The 17,267-nt window shown below is 73.6% G+C and carries 13 protein-coding genes and 1 pseudogene; 4 read left to right on the forward strand and 10 right to left on the reverse strand.

Annotation, left to right across the window (positions count from 1 at the left end; translation table 11 throughout):
* Positions 1–18: 18 nt before the first annotated feature.
* From NEH16_RS04715 to NEH16_RS04730, 4 genes are read right to left on the reverse strand one after another with little or no spacing between them, the layout of a single operon-like run.
* Positions 19–888, reverse strand: coding sequence for an ABC transporter ATP-binding protein (locus NEH16_RS04715; RefSeq protein WP_265539472.1), 870 nt, complete (start codon positions 886–888; stop codon positions 19–21).
* On the reverse strand, positions 885–2,621 hold the full coding sequence (locus tag NEH16_RS04720) for a dipeptide/oligopeptide/nickel ABC transporter permease/ATP-binding protein (RefSeq protein WP_265539475.1): 1,737 nt from the start codon (positions 2,619–2,621) through the stop codon (positions 885–887). The genes NEH16_RS04715 and NEH16_RS04720 overlap by 4 nt, the downstream gene beginning before the upstream one ends.
* Positions 2,618–3,559, reverse strand: a complete 942-nt coding sequence (locus NEH16_RS04725) for an ABC transporter permease (RefSeq protein ID WP_265539477.1) — start codon at positions 3,557–3,559, stop codon at positions 2,618–2,620. The genes NEH16_RS04720 and NEH16_RS04725 overlap by 4 nt, the downstream gene beginning before the upstream one ends.
* A 28-nt stretch (positions 3,560–3,587) precedes the next feature.
* Complete coding sequence (locus tag NEH16_RS04730; protein ID WP_265539479.1) at positions 3,588–5,123, reverse strand: ABC transporter substrate-binding protein; 1,536 nt, start codon at positions 5,121–5,123, stop codon at positions 3,588–3,590.
* 157 nt (positions 5,124–5,280) lie between these two features.
* Here NEH16_RS04730 and NEH16_RS04735 point away from each other — a divergent pair, with 157 nt between their 5' ends.
* Positions 5,281–5,913, forward strand: coding sequence for a TetR/AcrR family transcriptional regulator (locus NEH16_RS04735; RefSeq protein WP_265539481.1), 633 nt, complete (start codon positions 5,281–5,283; stop codon positions 5,911–5,913).
* A gap of 4 nt (positions 5,914–5,917) precedes the next feature.
* Here NEH16_RS04735 and NEH16_RS04740 read toward each other — a convergent pair whose 3' ends face one another.
* Positions 5,918–6,829 carry an SGNH/GDSL hydrolase family protein gene (locus NEH16_RS04740; protein ID WP_265539483.1) on the reverse strand — a complete coding sequence of 304 codons (912 nt, stop codon included), beginning with the start codon at positions 6,827–6,829 and terminating at the stop codon, positions 5,918–5,920.
* 315 nt (positions 6,830–7,144) lie between these two features.
* On the opposite strand from NEH16_RS04740, the gene NEH16_RS04745 reads away from it, so the two are divergent.
* Positions 7,145–9,433: a glycoside hydrolase family 3 C-terminal domain-containing protein gene (locus NEH16_RS04745; protein ID WP_265539485.1), complete on the forward strand. Its 2,289-nt coding sequence runs from the start codon at positions 7,145–7,147 to the stop codon at positions 9,431–9,433.
* 72 nt (positions 9,434–9,505) lie between these two features.
* Here NEH16_RS04745 and NEH16_RS04750 read toward each other — a convergent pair.
* A pseudogene (locus tag NEH16_RS04750) lies at positions 9,506–10,084 on the reverse strand (TetR/AcrR family transcriptional regulator); the annotation flags it as partial.
* Between the two features lie 10 nt (positions 10,085–10,094).
* On the reverse strand, positions 10,095–11,390 hold the full coding sequence (locus NEH16_RS04755) for a glycoside hydrolase family 1 protein (RefSeq protein ID WP_265539487.1): 1,296 nt from the start codon (positions 11,388–11,390) through the stop codon (positions 10,095–10,097).
* 218 nt (positions 11,391–11,608) lie between these two features.
* Between NEH16_RS04755 and NEH16_RS04760 the strand changes: the two genes are divergently transcribed.
* Complete coding sequence (locus NEH16_RS04760; RefSeq protein ID WP_265539489.1) at positions 11,609–13,165, forward strand: family 20 glycosylhydrolase; 1,557 nt, start codon at positions 11,609–11,611, stop codon at positions 13,163–13,165.
* A gap of 10 nt (positions 13,166–13,175) precedes the next feature.
* Here NEH16_RS04760 and NEH16_RS04765 read toward each other — a convergent pair whose 3' ends face one another.
* Positions 13,176–13,850, reverse strand: coding sequence for an ArsR/SmtB family transcription factor (locus NEH16_RS04765; RefSeq protein ID WP_265539491.1), 675 nt, complete (start codon positions 13,848–13,850; stop codon positions 13,176–13,178).
* Positions 13,851–13,915: 65 nt separating this feature from the next.
* Between NEH16_RS04765 and NEH16_RS04770 the strand changes: the two genes are divergently transcribed.
* On the forward strand, positions 13,916–15,490 hold the full coding sequence (locus tag NEH16_RS04770) for an isocitrate lyase/phosphoenolpyruvate mutase family protein (protein WP_265539492.1): 1,575 nt from the start codon (positions 13,916–13,918) through the stop codon (positions 15,488–15,490).
* Here NEH16_RS04770 and NEH16_RS04775 read toward each other — a convergent pair.
* Positions 15,452–16,051, reverse strand: coding sequence for a hypothetical protein (locus NEH16_RS04775; RefSeq protein ID WP_265539494.1), 600 nt, complete (start codon positions 16,049–16,051; stop codon positions 15,452–15,454). The genes NEH16_RS04770 and NEH16_RS04775 overlap by 39 nt on opposite strands.
* 13 nt (positions 16,052–16,064) lie before the next feature.
* Positions 16,065–17,228: an ROK family glucokinase gene (locus NEH16_RS04780; RefSeq protein WP_073965954.1), complete on the reverse strand. Its 1,164-nt coding sequence runs from the start codon at positions 17,226–17,228 to the stop codon at positions 16,065–16,067.
* Positions 17,229–17,267 lie beyond the last annotated feature (39 nt).

A 17,267-nucleotide genomic window follows, 5' to 3' on the forward strand; every position in this document is an offset into this window, starting at 1 on the left:
CGCTGGTGTCTCCGCAGGTCAGCCCGGGCCGACCCCGGCCTCGGCCGCCGCGCGCCGCCTGCGCTGCTCGGCCACGTCCGCCACCGGCGAGGCGAGCAGCAGGGTGCGCGTGTAGGCGTGGCGCGGCTCGGAGGTGACCGTGGCGGCGTCGCCCGTCTCCACGATCTCGCCCCGGTGGATGACCGACACGCGGTGGCTCATGAAGCGGACGACGGCCAAGTCGTGCGAGACGAAGAGGTACGCGACCCCCGTCTCCTCCTGGATCTCCAGGAGCAGGTCGAGCACCGTCCGCTGGGTCGTCAGGTCCAGTGCGGACACCGGCTCGTCGCAGATGACCAGCCGGGGGCGCAGGGCCAGCGCCCGGGCGATCGCGACCCGCTGCCGCTGCCCTCCGGAGAACTCCCGGGGCAGCCGGTCCGCCGCGTCGGACGGCAGATGGACCCGCTCCAGCAGCCCGGCGACCCTCCCCCGGGCCTCCCGTGCCCCCGTGCCCTGCCCGATCAGCGGCTCGGCGAGGGTGTCCCCGATGGTGCGCGAGGGGTTCAGGGAGGTGTACGGGTCCTGGAAGATCACCTGGAGGTCGCGGCTGAGGGCCCTGCGGCGGCGGGCGGTGGCGTGCTCGATGCGTTCGCCGTCGAAGGTGATCGTGCCGGAGCGCACCGGGACGAGCCCGAGGACGGCACGCCCGATGGTGGACTTGCCGGAGCCGGACTCGCCGACCAGCCCCAGGGTCTCCCCGGCCCTGACGGAGAGCCCGACGCCCTTGAGGACCTCGGTCTCCGGGGCGCGCCTCCCCTTGCCGGGGAAGGAGACCCGCAGGTCCCGCACGGTGAGCAGGGCGTCCGCGTCGGCGGCGGCGTCGGGCGCGGCGGCGTCGGGGGTCTTCATGCGGTGACGGTCCTTGCTTCTCGGGGCTGCCAGGGGGCGCGGGCGGGTGCGTCGTCCAGGACGGCGTCCAGGAGGGTCCGGGTGTACGGGTCCTGGGGTGCTCCGAGGATCTGTTCGGTGCTGCCGGTCTCCACGATGCGCCCGCCGTTCATCACGGCCACCCGGTCGCAGAGGTCGGCGACGACCCCGAGGTTGTGGGTCACCAGGAGGACGCCGAGGCCGCGTTCGTCCCGCAGGCGGCGCAGCAGGGCGAGCACTTCGGCCTGGACGCGGACGTCGAGGGCGGTGGTGGGCTCGTCGGCGATGAGGAGGTCGGGGTCGCAGGACATGGCACCGGCGATGAGGACGCGCTGGGCCATGCCGCCGGAGATCTCGTGCGGGTAGAGGCGCAGGGTGCGGTCCGGGTCGGGGATCTCGACCAGGCGCAGCAACTCCCGTGCCTTCTCGGCCGCTTCCTTGCGGCCGAGTCCGAGGTGGTGGCGTACGGGCTCCATGAGCTGGCTGCCGATGGTGAAGGCGGGGTCGAGATTGCTCATGGGTTCCTGCGGTACGTACGCGAGGGTGCGGCCGCGCAGCGCGCGGTGGTCGCGTTCCCGGAGGCCCGCCGTCTCCCGGCCGTTGACGGTGATGCTGCCGCGCGTGACGCGTCCGCCCTCGGGCAGCAGGCCGAGGACGGAGAAGGCCGTCTGGGTCTTCCCGGAGCCGGACTCGCCGACCAGGCCCACGATTTCGCCGGGGCGCACATCGAGGTCGATGCCGTGCACGACCTCCTTGTCGGTGCCGTCGGGCCGGGCGTAGGCGACGGTGAGGCCGCGCACGGAGAGCAGTCCGGCGCGCGGGGCGGCGGACTCGGTGACCGGGGCCGGGGCCTCGGCGGGCCCGGTGCGTCGGCGGCGGGCGGGACGGGGTGCCTGCTCCTCCAGGGCGTCGCGTACGGCTCCGGCGAGCAGGACGAGCGCGCAGTTGGTGAGGCCGAGGGCGAGTCCGGGCCAGAGGATGAGCCGGGGCGCGCGCTGGATGTTCTGGAACGCCTCGTTGAGCATGGCGCCCCAGGTGGCGGACGATCCGCTGCCGACGCCGAGGAATTCGAGGCCGGCCTGGAGGGCGATCGCGATTCCGGCGACCAGGGCGGTCTGGATGATGATGGGGCCGCGCACGACGGTCAGGACGTGCCGGGCGACGATGCGCGCGTCGGAGAGTCCGGAGACCTTCGCGGCGTCCACGTACAGCTCGTTCCGGACGTTGGCGACGATGCCGCGCACCAGGCGGAAGAAGCTGGGCGCCACCAGGACGCCGAGCACGATCATCAGGACGTGGACGTCCGGGCCGAGGATGGCGCGGGAGGCGAGCAGCACGACCATGGCGGGCAGGGCCATGACGAGGTTGACCGTCCAGGTGGCGGCCGAGTCGAACCAGCCGCCCCGGTATCCGGCGAAGAGCCCGGACGGCACCCCGAGCACCAGCGCGATGGCGAGGGCGAGCAGCGCGCCGCCCAGCGTGTTGCGTCCGCCGTACAGCACCCGGGCGAGGATGTCGCGCCCCGCCGAGTCCATGCCGAGGGGGTGCCCGCCGCTCGGCCCGGCGAACGCCTGGCTCAGCGAGGAGGCGCCGGGGTCCTGCGAGGCGATCACGGGCGCGAGGAGCACGGCCGCGACGACGATCAGGAGCAGGGCGGCGGAGAGCGCGCCGAGGGGGTTGCGCAGGACCCTGCGCAGGGTGCGGCCGGTACTCATGCGACCCTCGCCTTGGGGTTGAGCCAGCCGATCAGGATGTCGACCAGGAGGTTGATCAGGACGACGCCGACGACGGTGAGCATGACGAGCGCCATGATCACGGGGATGTCGCCGCGGGTGGTGTAGGTGACGGTCATGGAGCCGATGCCGGGGAGCCCGAAGATCTGCTCCACGAGGACGGCGCCGCCGAGCAGCCCGACGAACTGCATGCCGAGCACGGAGAGCGCGGGCGCCGACGCGTTGCGCAGGACGTGCTTGAACACGATGCGGGACGCGGGCAGTCCGCGGGCGCGCAGGGTGCGTACGTAGTCCTGCCGCAGGGCGTCGATGACGGCGCCGCGCACCTGCTGCGAGACGCCCGCGACGGAGGCCACGGACAGGGAGAGCACCGGCAGGGTGATGGTGGAGAGCCAGCCGCTGGGCGAGTCGGTGAACCCGGTGTAGCCGATGGCCGGGAACCAGCGGAGCCGTACCGCGAAGACCAGCACCAGGACCAGGGTGAGCAGGAAGCCCGGCAGGGCGTACCCGACCACGCCCAGCACCTGTACGAAGCGGTCGGCGGCGCCGCGCCGCACCCCGGCCCACACGCCCAGCAGGAAGGCGAGGACCGTGGTGACGGCGGTGACGCCGAGCATCAGGCTGGCCGTGACGGGGAGGCGGTTGCCGACGGCCCGGCCCACGTCCTCACTCGTGAACCAGGAGGTGCCGAGGTCGCCCCGGACGGCGTGGGCGAGCCAGCTCCCGTACTGCTGGAGCACCGGGTCGTCCAGGCCCAGCGACGCGTTCTTGGCGTCGATGGCGCTCTGGGACGCGCTCTCGCCGAGCAGTTGCCGGCCCACGTCGATGTGCGGGACGGACAGCAGCAGATAGGTGAGGAAGGAGATCACGACCAGGAGCAGGGCTCCGGAGGCGATCCTGCGGGCGATGAAGTTCAGCATGACACTCGGTATCCGTCGGCGCGGGGCGCTACTTGGCGGGCGCGTAGTTGTAGATCGAGGGGACGGCCATGCCGGACTGCGGCGCGATCTTCACGGTGCCGTCCGAGACGTGCAGGTAGCTCATCCGGTAGAAGGGGACGAACCAGGCTTCCTCGACGAGGTGTTGGTTGAGTGCGCGGGCGGCCGACTTCGCCTCGGCCTCGCTGCCGGCCTTGAGGACGGGCAGCAGCTTCCGCGTCACCTTGTCCGTGGTGCCGAACATGTTGAAGGCGCCCGGGGTGACCAGCTCGTCGGCCGCCGCCCAGTCCGAGGCGGACTGGCCCATGTTCATGACCATGCCGGAGTAGAGGCGGTCCTTGAACACCTTCTGGATGGCCGAGGCGCCGTCGAGCGTGTCCCAGACGAGCTTCACACCGATGGCCTTGAAGTCGGACTGGAGCGAGGCGGCGAGCGCGTCGTTGACGATCGCCGTGACGCGCGGCAGCTTCAACGTGAAGCCGCCTCCGTAACCGGCCTGCCGGAGCAGGGACTTGGCCTTGGCGGGGTCGTGCGCGTAGTAGCCGTCCAGCTTCTTGTCGTACGCCTGGGTCTCGGGGCCGAAGACCTGCGAGGTGGTCCGGCCGCGGTTCTGGCGGATGCGGTCGAGCATGGTGTCGCGGTCGACGGCGTAGTTGAGCGCCTGGCGCACGCGCGGGTCGCGCAGGGCGGGGGTGATCTTGCCGTCGCGGTCGAAGAGCAGCAGCCCCTGGAAGTCGAACTCCTGCTTCTCCGTCTTCACCTTCGGGTCGGACTCGATGGCGATCTGCTGGTCGGCGGTCTGGAGGAGCGCCGCGTTGATCTGCCCGGTCTTGAGGCCGTTGGTGATGGCGGTCTCGTTGTCGAAGAAGCTGATGTCGATGTTCTTGTACGGGAGTTCCTTGCCCCAGTAGTCGGCGTTGCGGGTGTAGGACCACTTGGTGCCGACGGTGGTGCGCGTCTTGTCGAGGCGGTAGGGGCCGGTGCCGTCCGGGGTGGTCTTGAGGCTGTCGCCCTTCGCGAACTGCTGGGGGTTGGCCATCAGTCCGGGCGCGTCGCTGAGGTAGAACTCCATCGCCGGGTTGGGCTGCTTGAGCTTCAGCGTGACGTGGGCGGCGTCGGTGACGTCGACGGCCTCCAGGTCGTTGAGCCACTTCGCGGAGGCGCCGCCGCCCTTCTGGAAGCGCTCCAGGTTCGCCTTGACCGCCGCGCCGTCGAAGGCGGTGCCGTCGGCGAACTTCACGTCCTTGCGCAGGGTCAGCGCGAGCGCGGTGTGCTCCTTGTTGTACGTCCACTCCGTGGCGAGCATCGGGCTGAAGGTGCCGTCGGGTTCGCGTTTGATGAGGGTGTCGTACACCGCCTGGAAGTACGGCAGGGCGCTGCCGGTGGCGACGGCGGGGTCCAGGCTCTGCGGGAGGGTCATCGTCGCGATGTTCAGCGTGGACGATCCGGCGCCCGCGGTGCCGCCGTTGTCGCCGGCGCATCCGGCGAGGGCGAGCGAGGCCGCGACGCAGGCGGCGACCGTCGCGGTTCGGGCAGTTCTGCTCATGTCTTTCGCTCCGTCTGGAGAGCCGGGGGCACCGCCCCGGCGAAGATTGCCGGTGAGCCTACACACGGAATTAACCACTTGGTAGGTTTTTTTCTCGGTGGAATTAACCAGCCGGTAAGTTCTGCTGGACGAGGACCGATCGCGGCAGGAGACCGAAGTGACCGACCTTGCGCCCGAGGCGCCCCGGCGGCTGTCGAAGGGTGAGCGCACCCGCGCGCGCATCCTGGACTCCGCGGCCGAGCTGTTCGCCCGCTCCGGTTTCCTCGCGGTCTCGCTGCGGGACATCGCCGCGCATGCCGGGCTCACCCACGCCGGGGTGCTGCACCACTTCCCCGGCAAGGAGGCCCTGCTCCTGGACGTGCTGAGCCGCCGGGACGAGCTGGACGCGCGCCGCCTCTTCCCCGGCGTGCTCGACCCGGGCGACCCTGAGCCGGAGGCCCCCGAGCGGCTGCGCCGGCTGCTCGGCGTGGTCGACCGCAACGCCCGGACGCCGGGCCTGGTCGCGCTGTACGCGAAGCTGTCGGCGGAGGCGTCCGATCCGGACCACCCGGCCCACCTCTACTTCGTACGGCGCTACCAGATCCTGCGCCGCGAGGTGACCGGCCTGCTGGCGGAGCTGTTCGCGGCGGCGGACGTCCGGGAGGACCCGGCCGCCGCGGCTCAGCAGCTGCTGGCCCTGATGGACGGGCTCCAGACGCAGTGGCTGCTGGAACCGGAAGCGGTCGACATGGCGGATCAGGTCCGCGCCTTCCTCCGCCGCCACGGTGTCGCGGCGGAGGGGCGGGGCTGAGGCGTCAGTGGCCGAGGGCGGCGAGGACGGCATCGGCCGTGCTCCTGTGTCCGGCGGCGTTCGGGTGGAAGCCGGCGCCCTCGGCGGAGTCGGCCGGTTCGATCCAGCGCACCCCCGCGGCCCGGCAGGCGTCGTGCCCGACGGACGGACCGTAGGTGTCGACGTAATCCGCGCCACGCGTCCCGGCCCGCTGCGCCATCATCGCGTCGAGCTGCTTCTCCTTGTCCCGGACCCAGCCGAAGTCGCCCTCGGCGAGCGGGATCGTGGCGCGGCAGGCGCTGCCGTCGTCGGGGAGCAGCGAGGGGTAGCCGACGACGAGGACCCGGGCCTGCGGCGAGCGGGCGTGGATCGCGTCGAGCACCGCGTCGAGCTTCGGCGCGGTGGCGTTGATGCGGGAGCCGATCTCGTCGGTGCCGAAGAGGGTGAAGCTGCTCTTGCAGGGCGAGCCGTGCGGCGCGAGGTAGCCGACGAGGACGCACCGGGTGATGACCCCGGCGAGGTCCAGGTCGTTGCCGCCGATGCCGAGGGTGACCAGGGTCGTGTCGGGGCGCAGCGCGTCGAGCTGGGGCGCGGCGGTGTCCTGAGGTCCCGCCATGTGTGTGGTGTCGGCCCCGGCGCAGGTGACGTCGGTGAACGACGCGGCGCCCACCGCGGCCGCCACGAGCGACGGGTAGTTGCGGTCGGAGCGCCCGCAGACGGTGTCGGTCTGCTGCGGGATGCCGAGTCCGGAGCTGTACGAGTCGCCGAGCGCCACGTACCGGACGGGCTCGCCGGACGCCGGGGCGGCGACGCCGGGGGAGGCGGCGGCCGCCAGCAGGGCGACGGCTGCCGCCGCCGCGAGGGCGAGGCGCGGGGCGCGGGCCGGGTGGCCCGCCTCCTGGCGCGCGGGGATGGTCGACCGACCGGATACCGACATGACCGTTCCTCGATTCATGGGAGAGCGGAGCCGACGGGACGGACGGCAGCAGCAGGAAGCTCATCGGAGCGGACCGCCCGAGCTCGAAAACCGTACGGTGATCGGTTTCTGGCCGTCAAGAGCCGCGTCCGAAATGAAATCCGGCCGATCGAGGGGGTCCCGTACGCCGCACGCGGGGACCCTTGACACCGAAAACCGATCACCATACGTTTTTGGGTCGCATGCCGTCTTGCCCCGATTCGCCCGCCGGACGGTCGCGGCCCACCCCTCGCGCCGGCGCCCCATCCCCTTCACGGAAGCCCGACAGGTACTCGTATGACTCAGCGATCCACCCCCCGCCCCTCCCCCGCCACCGCCCTCCCGCTCACCGAGAAGGCGGCCCTGACCAGCGGTTCCGGGGACTTCGTCAGTGAGGGGTCCGAGGCGGCGGGGGTGCCCGTCGTCCGGATGTCCGACGGCCCGCACGGGCTGCGGCTGCCCCGCGAGACCGGCGACGGCGGCCAGCTCGACCTGCACAGCGCGGCGCCCGCCACCTGCTTCCCGCCCGCCGTCGCCCTCGGCAGCAGCTGGAATCCGGAACTGGCCGAGGAGGTCGCCGCCGCCATCGCCGCCGAGGCCGTGGCGCACGGCGTCCACGTCGTGCTGGGGCCCGGCATCAACATCAAGCGGTCACCGCTGTGCGGCCGGAACTTCGAGTACTTCTCCGAGGACCCGCTGGTCTCGTCGGAGCTGGGCGGCGCGATGGTGCGCGGGCTCCAGCAGGCCGGGGTCGGGGCCTCGCTCAAGCACTACGCGGCCAACAACCAGGAGACCGACCGGATGCGGGTCAGCGCCGACATCGACGAGCGCCCGCTGCGCGAGATCTACCTCCGCGCCTTCGAACGCGTCGTCCGCCGCGACAACCCCTGGTCCGTCATGGCCTCCTACAACGGGGTCAACGGCGTGCCCGTGGCGCAGCACACCCGCCTGCTGACCGAAATCCTGCGCGACGAGTGGGACTTCGACGGGATCGTCGTCTCCGACTGGGGCGCGGTACGCGACCGGGTCGCCGCCCTCCGCGCCGGCCTGGACCTCCAGATGCCGGGTCCGGGCGGGCACACGGACCGCGAGGTGGTCGCCGCCGTGGAGTCCGGCGCGCTGGACGAGGCGGTGCTCGACCGGACCGTCGAACGCCTCGCCCTCTTCGCGGACCGCGCGACCGGCGGGACCGGGACGCCCGCGCCGTTCGACGCGGAAACCTCGCACCGCATCGCCGGGCGCGCCGCCGACCAGTGCGTGGTGCTCCTGAAGAACGACGACGCGCTGCTGCCGCTGGACCCGGCGCGCGGCAGCCTGGCGGTCATCGGCGAGTTTGCCCGGACGCCCCGCTTCCAGGGCGCGGGCAGCTCGCAGGTCACCCCCACCCGGCTCGACGTCCCGCTGGACTGCCTGCGCGAGCTGGCGGCGGGCGCGGAGGTGCGGTTCGCCGCCGGGTACACGCTGCCGGGCGCGGAGGACGGGCCGTCGGACGCCGGACTGGCCGACGAGGCGGTGCGGGTCGCGGAGTCGTCGGACACGGCGGTGCTGTTCCTCGGGCTGCCCGCGCAGGACGAGTCCGAGGGCTTCGACCGCGACCACCTGGAGCTGCCCGCCGCCCAGACCGAACTGCTGCGGCGGGTCCTGGACGTCAACCCGCGCGTGGTCGTGGTGCTGTCCAACGGCGGGGTCGTCCGCACCTCGCCCTGGCAGGACCGGGTGCCGGCGCTCGTGGAGGGGTGGCTGCTCGGCCAGGCGGGCGGCGGCGCGCTCGCCCGCGTCCTGTTCGGCGCGGTCAACCCGTCCGGGAAGCTGACGGAAACGGTCCCACTGCGCCTCGAGGACTCCCCGAGCCACCTCTCCTTCCCCGGCGAGGAGGGCAGGGCCCGCTACGGCGAGGGGATCTTCGTCGGGTACCGGGGGTACGACGCGCAGCGGCGCGAGGTCGCCTTCCCGTTCGGCCACGGCCTGTCGTACACGACGTTCGGCTACGAGGACCTGGCGGTGCGGGAGGACGGGGAGGGCTTCGACGTCACGCTGACCGTCACCAACACCGGCATGGTCGCCGGGCGGGAGATCGTGCAGCTGTACGTGGGAGGGCCGGACGGTTCACGCGTCCTGCGGCCGGTGCGCGAACTGCGGGGCTTCGCCTCGGTCTTCCTGGAGCCCGGCGCGAGCGCCGAGGTGGCCGTGCGGGTGGCGCGGCACGACCTGGCGTACTACAGCGAGCGCGAGGGCGGCTGGAAGGTGGAGGACGGCCGCTACCGCTTCGAGGCCGGTGCCTCCTCGCGCGACCTCCGCGCCCAGGCGGAGATCGACGTGGCGGGCGACCCCTCGGGGCTGCGGCTGACCGGCCGGAACACCCTCGCGGAGTGGTTCGAGCACCCGGTGGGCGGCCCGCTGCTGATGGAGGCGTTCGCCAAGGCCCGTACGGACGAGTCCGCGAGCGCGCTCGCCGATCCCACGATGCTGCGGTTCCTCGCCGGGGTGCCGCTCGACGTGATCTGCGAGTTCCCGCAGAGCCCGCTGTCCCCCGAGAGCCTGCCCGCCCTGGCGGACGAGGTGGAGGCGCGCACGGCGGCGCTCTGACCGTACGGGACACGCGAGGAGGAGGGACGGCGCCGTGGCGCGCCGCCCCTCCTCGTTCCGCTGTTCAGGCGCCTTCGGGGCGGGGCGCGGATCCAGAATCGAGAGCAGGTCCTCGATGGGCTGTTCCATGTCCGTGGAGCGGTCGATCAGCCATTGCAGCTGGATGCCGTCGGCCACGGCGACCAGGAGCACGGCCAGCCGCTCCGGGGGGATCGCGGAGCTGATCCGCCCCTCCGCGACCCCTTCCCGGACGAAGTCCGCGACGCGCTCGCGCACCACCGGGTAGCGCTCGGCGAAGTGGGCGTGGGCGGGGTGGGCCGGGTCGCTGGCGGCGGCGGCCATCGAGACGAACAGCTCGACCAGGCCGGGCGTCTTGGCGCCCTCCCGGATGATCTCGCGGTAGCCATAGGGATCGGCGCGCTCGGCCTGCCGGGCCCGCGCGGTCTCGTCACGCATCCGCAGGACCTGGGTGAGCAGGTCCTCCTTGGAGTCGAAGTAGTGCATCAGGCCGGGCAGGCTGAGGCTGCACTTCGCCGCCACCTTCCGCAGGGAGGTACCCCGGTACCCCTCGGCGGCAAAGATCTCCAGGGCCGCGTGCAGGATCTCGCTGCGCTTGGCCTCGCCCTTCTCGTACGGGCCCCGTTTCGCCATGCCGGTCACCCTAACGCGAGGAGGGCGAGGTCACCGACCCGAGCGGGGCCCCGGCGGGCAGCCGGCGGTCCCGGGACAGGCCGCCCAGCCAGCGCGCCGACTCCTTGGGCGTCCGGGCGAAGGTGTCGCGGTCGACCGCGATCAGCCCGAACGTCGGCCGGTAGCTCCCCCACTCGTAGTTGTCGAGGGCGCTCCAGTGCAGATAGCCGCGTACGTCGACGCCCTCGGCCATCACCTCGGCGAGGCTCGCCAGGGCGCGGGCGGTGTAGGCGACGCGGCGCTCGTCGTCGTCCGTGGCGATGCCGTTCTCGGTGACCAGGACCGGTACGTGCGGGCCGACCACCTCCGCCGTGTGCCGCACCGCATCGCCGAGCGCTTCGGGGTAGAACTCCCAGCCGGTGAGGGTCAGTTCGGCGCCCGGGGGCGGGGGCAGGGTGCCGTCGGGGCCGATGCGGTGGCGGGTGTACGCCTGGACGCCGATCCAGTCGTCCTCGCGGGCGGCCTCCAGGAAGACGTCCTCTCGGGGCCAGGCGTAGGCGGTGGCGGCCGACTCGCAGCCCGGCTCGGGCTGGTAGACCTGGTTGGCCACGGTCCAGCCGACCCGGACGCCCGGCACGGTCTCCTTCAGCGCGGCCGTGGCGGCCCGGTGGGCGCGGATCAGGGCCCGGATCACCTCGGGGTCGGGGGCGAAGGAGGCCGGGTCGACGGCGGCGGCCCCGGCCTCACGGGCCGCGTTCGCCCCGTGCGCGACGCTCTCCCAGCCGTGCTCGGCCGCATGCCGCTTGAGGGCGTACATCAGGGCCATGATGTTGGGCTCATTGATGGTGGCGACATGGCGGACGCCCTCGCGCAGGATGCCGGCGCAGGTGCGCGCGTAGGCCGCGAACAGTTCGTCCGCGCCGGGGGCCGTCCAGCCGCCGAAATCGCTGAACCAGCGGGGCGAGGTGAAGTGGTGGAGGGTCACGACCGGGGTCAGCCCGCGTTCCAGCGCGCCGCGCACCATGGCCCGGTAGTGCTCGACGGCGGCCCGCGAGATCCGGCCGCGCTCCGGCTCGACGCGCGCCCACTCGATGCTGAACCGGTAGGCGTCGAAGCCGAGTTCGCGCAGCAGGTCCATGTCCTCGGGCCACCGGTGGAAGCTGTCCGCCGCATCCCCGCTGGGCTCCTGGACGAAGCTCTCGGGGTGGTTCTCCAGGGTCCACCAGTCGCTGGAGACGTTGTTGCCCTCGACTTGGTGGGCCGAGGTCGACGCCCCCATGAGGAAGCCTTCCGGCAGGGCGAAACCGGGTCCGGCCTCGTGCACCATCGGGTTCTCCTTTCGCCCGGAGGCGGGCCGTTCGCCCACTCCGCAAAAAGCGTTCATTGATCGGTTTTCGTGTTAGCGTACAGGTGGCAGCGGTACGGGAGAAGAGGCGGCCGGTTCGGTCTCACCCCGGCGCCCGCGCCGAATGCCCTGGGGGCCGGACCGCCGGAACCTGACGCCGCCGCTCCGGCCCCCACCGCGTACACCTCAGGGAGATGCCTGTGAACGCCGTCATTCCGCACGCCGACGCCCGACCGTCCTCGCCCGCCGGCGCCCTGCCCGCCGCCGGCCCCTGGCACGTACGGGCGGCCGACCCGGCACTGGCGGAGGTGGCGGAGACCGTACGGGCGCTGCTCGCCCCGCACCTGCCGGAGGCGCCCGGCGGATCGCCGCTGGAACTGGTCCTCGCCCTGGACGAGTCGGCGTCCGCGCCGCCCCTCGGCGTCTCCCCCGACGGGGCCGCGCAGCCGGTGGACGAGGGCTACCGGCTCCGCGTGGACGCCGACGGCATCACCTGCCACGGCCGCACCCCGGCCGGGGTGTTCCGGGGCGCGACCACGGCCCTCCAGCTCATCGCCACCGGCCAACTCCCCTACCAGGAACTGACGGACGCCCCGCGCTACGCCTGGCGCGGCCTCATGGTCGACCCCGCCCGCAGCTTCCTCACGCCGGACGAGGTGCGCCGGATCATCGACCTCGCCGCGCTCTACAAGCTCAACGTCCTGCACCTCCACCTCACCGACAACGAGGGCTGGCGCATCGAACTGCCCGGCACCCCCGCGCTGACCGCACCGGGCACGGACTTCTACACGGCCGCCGAGTATCAGGCGCTCCAGGAGTACGCGGCCCGCCGGTTCGTCACCGTCGTGCCCGAGGTCGACCTGCCGGGCCACTGCGCGACGCTCCGGGCCGCCGTGCCCGGCCTCCCCCCGGCCCCCGCCCCGGCCGGGCTGGCGGACCGCTTCCCGTTCGTGCCCCCGCTCGACCTGACCGACGGGGCGACCCGCGCCGCCGTCGCCCGCGTCCTCACCGAGGTCTGCGCGTCGACGACCGGCCCCTATGTGCACATCGGCGCCGACGAGGCGTTCGGCGCGACCCCGGAGAGCTTCGACGCCTCCGTGCGCGAACTGCGCGCGCTCGTACGTGAGTCGGGCAAGCGCCCGGTGGCCTGGCAGGAGTCCTCACGCGCCGGGATCGGGCCCGAGGACATAGCGCAGTACTGGGTGGACGTGGAGATGATGGACCTCCCGGACACGGCGGAGGGGCTGGCCGCCCGGCCCGAACTCGTGGCCGCCGGGCGGAGCGTGGAGCTCATCGCGGCGCTGAAGACGTTCTTCGCGCCCACCGACGACGACCTCCGCCGCACCGTCGAGGGCGGCGGACGCGTGCTGCTCTCGCCGCAGTCCCACCTGTACCTGGACCGCCCGTACGCGGCCGAATGCGCCCCGCCCGAGCAGGCCGCCGAGGCAGCCCGGCTCGGCTTCGACGGATACCGGCCGCTGGGCGTCCGGCACACGGCGGCCTGGGACCCGGGCGCCTACGCGATCCCGGACGCGAACATCGCGGGTGTGGAGGCCACGGTCTTCGCGGAGAAGTTCAAGGGCTTCGAGGACGTCTCCGTGCTCCTGCTGCCCCGGTTGGCCTCGGTCGCGGAGGCCGCGTGGTGCGGGCGCGCGCCGGAGTGGGCCGAATACCGCGAGCGCCTGGCCCACCACGGCCGCGTCTGGGCCGACCGGGGCCTGCCCTACCTCGCCTCCACGGAGGTGGACTGGCGCTGAGGGGCGCCCCTCACGCCTCCACCCCGAGCAGTTCCCCGAACGCCGTGCTCCCCGCCGGAGTCACCTTCACCGCGCGCCCCGAGCCGACGCGCCGGACCCAGCCGCGCTCCAGGGCCGCCGTGCACAGCGCCGCGCCCAGCGCTCCGGCGAGGTGGGAGCGGCGCTCGGTCCAGTCCAGGCAGGTACGGACGAGGGGGCGCCGGGCCCCGGCGGGCTGCCGGAAGTCCAGGGTTTCGGCCAGCCAGGCGCGGCCCGCCGGGGTGACGGCGATCCCGGAGCCGGTGTCGACCAGGCCGCGCGCGGCCATCGCGTCCGCCAGGTCGACCCCGAGCCGCCCCGCCAGATGGTCGTAGCAGGTGCGCGCCCGGGCCTCGGCGTCCTGCCGGACCGAGGCGCGCAGGGTGCGCGGGCGGGGCGTGCCGGGGGCGTACGCGGCAAGCGCCTCGGTGAGCGCGGCCGCCTCCGGGCCCGCGAGCCGGACATAGCGGTGCCGGCCCTGGCGCTCCTCGGCCAGCAGCCCGCCGGCGACGAGGCGGGAGATCTGCTCGCTGGCGGTGGACGCGCTCACGCCCGCGTGCCGGGCCAGCTCGCCGGACGTCCAGGCCCGCCCGTCGAGCAGCGCCTCGCAGAAGGCGGCGCGGGTGCGGTCGGCGAAGAGGGCGGCGGTGTCGGCGAGTGAGGACATGCCTCCATGGTGGCGCAGGGACGGTTCGGCGGGCGCCGAAGTGTTCCGGGCCTACGGTCGGGGCCATGAGCCACCCGACGACCCATGAGTTCAGTCAGTACGCGGAGGTCCTGGCGGCCCTCTCCGACCCCGCGCTCGTCCCGCCGCCGCCCGGCCCGGTCGACGGCCCGCCCGGCGCGAGTGTCGCGTGGCTGCGGGCCACGGTCGCGAGATTCGCCTCCGGTGAGCCGCACCGGCGGCGCCGGGCCCTCGTGGAGGCCGAACTCGCCCGGCTGACCCCGGCGGATGTGCACCGGGCGGCCTCGAAGGCCGACACCCGTGGCGATCTGCGGACCCGCGTGGTGTTCGGCCTCGCCGCCGCCCTGGGCCTGCCGGAGCCGGAGCGGGTCGCCCGGGAGGTGGGGGCGGTCGCGGACGCGTACTTCGGCGAGGACGGCGGGCCCGACGCCGACCTGGCCGTCGCCCGGCTTGTGGCGCTGCTCGCGCCGGGCCCGCTGGACGACGCCGGGCTGGAGGCCGTCGCCAGCCGCATCGGCCTCCTGGTCCAGGCGTGCGCCGCGACGGCAGCACTGGTCGAGGCGGCCGGGGACGACGGGGTGCCGACCGCCCGGGTGCTGCGGGACGACCCGCCGGTACGGGTCATGCGCCGGACCGCCGCGCGGGCCACCCGGGTCGCCGGGCGGGAGATCGCCGAGGGCGACGAGGTGGCCCTCGACCTGGTGGCCGCCCAGCGGGGCCACGCCGCCCCGCTCACCTTCGGCGCCCCGCCCCGGGTCTGCCCCGGCAGGGCGCACGCCCTCGCGCTGGCCGAGGGGCTGCTCGGGCGGCCGATGACCCCGTTCGCCCGCCTCCACCACCAGGGGAAGGCCCTGCTGCTGCCCAACGCCTGGGACTACGCCTCGGCCGCCGCGCTGGCCGCCGGGGGGTTCGAGGCGGTGGGGACCACCAGCCTCGGCGTGGCGGCGGGGCTCGGACTGCCGGACGGGGCGGCGGCGACGAAGGAGGCGACCGTGGGCCTGGCCCGGCGGCTCGGCCGGGGGCCGTTCGTCTTCAGCGTGGACGCGGAAGGGGGGTTCAGCGACGACCCGGCGGAGGTCGCCGTACTGGCGCGGCGGCTGTACGAGGCGGGGGCGGCGGGGATCAATCTGGAGGACGGGCGGGCCGACGGCACCCTGGCGCCGGTGGAGCTGCACGCCGCGAAGATCGCCGCCGTGAAGGAGGCCGTGCCCGGGCTGTTCGTCAATGCCCGCACGGACACGTACTGGCTGGGGCGCGACCGGGAGCGGACCGCCGACCGGCTCGCGGTGTACGAGCGGGCCGGTGCGGACGGGGTGTTCGTGCCGGGGCTCTCGGACCGGGCGGGGATCGCCGCGCTGACGGCCGCCCTGGTCACCCCGCTGAACGTGCTGTACAGCCCGGCCGGACCCGGCATCGCGGAGCTGGGCGCCCTGGGGGTGCGCCGGGTCAGCCTGGGTTCGCTGCTGTACCGGGAGGCGCTGGCCGGAGCCGTGACCACGGCCGCCGCGATCCGGGACGGCGGTCCGGTGCGGGGCGCGGCACTCCCGTACGCCGACGTGCAGGCGCTGGCGCCGGGCGACGGCTCAAGGCGTCGCGGCGGAGACGACGTAGACGACGGGTGACATCGGGTCCGTCATGTCGACGGTGATGTCCTGGGTGGGGCGCGGGTCCTTGTTGGTGTGGGTGGTGCCCGCCCAGGAGACGCCGTCGCCGAAGTACCAGCCGGCGATCTTCGTGTCGCGCTTGCCGATGGTCACCTTGCCGGGTTCCAGGGCGGCGCGGCCGGTGCCGATGTCGGTCAGGAAGGCGTCCAGGCCGTTGGACGTCGTGCGGAACTGCACGTACATCCGGCTGGCCTTCCAGTTGTTCGTCTCGTAGTACTGCACGCCGGTGGCGTACCCGGGGATCGGGACCTCGAAGATGCGGCGCAGCATCTTGGACGGCCAGCCGGGGCGCAGCCCCTGCGCGGCGGCCTCGGCGGCCTTGTCCTGGCCGGAGCGGCGGCTCTGGCCCGCCGAGATCAGCAGGTAGCCGGCGGGGACGCCGATGAGCAGCACGATGATCGTCGCCGTGATCAGGCGCCGGCGGATCAGATGGCGGCGGGTCTCGGCGGGCCTCCCGTCGCCCTCGTCCGGCGGGGGCGGGGACTGGCGCGGCACGACGGGGTGCTCGGCTGCGGTCATGGGTGTGGGGCCCCTAGGAAGTGCGGGTGTTGCGGTTGCTGCGGAGGGTGCTCGCCGCCTGGTCGTAGATCTGCGCGTACCGCTCGTACCGCTCGACGCGGCGGCGGTTGGTTCGGCGGAAGCGCCGCGCGACCAGCCGGGCGAGGTCCGCCGCGCCGACCATACCGGCCTCCGGGCCGAGCTGCGCCTTGCGGATCGTGGCCTCGGGGCGGTAGCCGCGCCCGGTGAGGTGGCGTTTGAAGGCGTCCCGGGCGGGGCCGATCAGCAGGTCGTCGGCGGCGCTGACCCCGCCGCCGATGACGAAGCAGGAGGGGTCGAGCGCGGCGGCCAGATTGGCGATGCCGACGCCGAGCCACTGGCCGATGTCCTGGAGGAGTTCGACGCACATCGCGTCGCCCTCGCGGGCCAGTTCGGTGATGAGCGGCCCGGTGATGTCCGGGACGTTGCCCTTGACGCGTTCGATGATCCCGTGGGCCACCGGCGAGTCCGCGGCGGCCAGCTCGCGGGCCTCGCGGACCAGCGCGTTGCCGGAGCTGTACTGCTCCCAGCAGCCCCGGTTGCCGCAGGGGCAGCGGTGGCCGCCGGGCACGACCTGCATGTGGCCGAACTCACCGGCGACGCCGTACTTGCCGCGCTTGACCTGGCCGTCCTCCAGGATCGCGCCGCCGATGCCGGTGCCGAGGGTGATCATGACGAGGTGGTCCTCGCCGCGCCCGGCGCCGAAGCGCCACTCGGCCCAGGCGGCGGTGTTGGCGTCGTTGTCCACCATGACGGGGACGACGAGCCGGGAGGCGAGGGCGTCGCGCAGGGGCTCGTCGCGCCAGGCGAGGTGCGGGGCGAAGAGGACCTTGGAGCGGTCCGCGTCGACCCAGCCGGCCGCGCCGATGCCCACCGCGTGCACGTCGTGCCGGTCGGAGAGGTCGAGGACCAGCTCCACGATGGTGTCCTCGACGACCTTCGGGCTCTTGGACTTGTCCGGGGTCTCGGTGCGCACGGTCTCCAGGATCGTGCCGTCGGCGTCCACGACACCGGCCATGACCTTGGTGCCGCCGATGTCGATGCCGACGGTGGGGACCCGGGGCGCCGTGAGGTGCGAGCGCCTTTCCCGGGTGCCCACGGTCCGCAGGACGGTCGCGCGGGCGGAGCCGCGGTGTGCGAAGTCGCGGTACGTGCTCATCGTCCCTGAAAGGTGTGGGGTGACCGGGTCAGGAGTGAT

This window comes from Streptomyces drozdowiczii, from assembly GCF_026167665.1.
GTDB classification, from domain to species: Bacteria; Actinomycetota; Actinomycetes; order Streptomycetales; family Streptomycetaceae; genus Streptomyces; species Streptomyces drozdowiczii_A.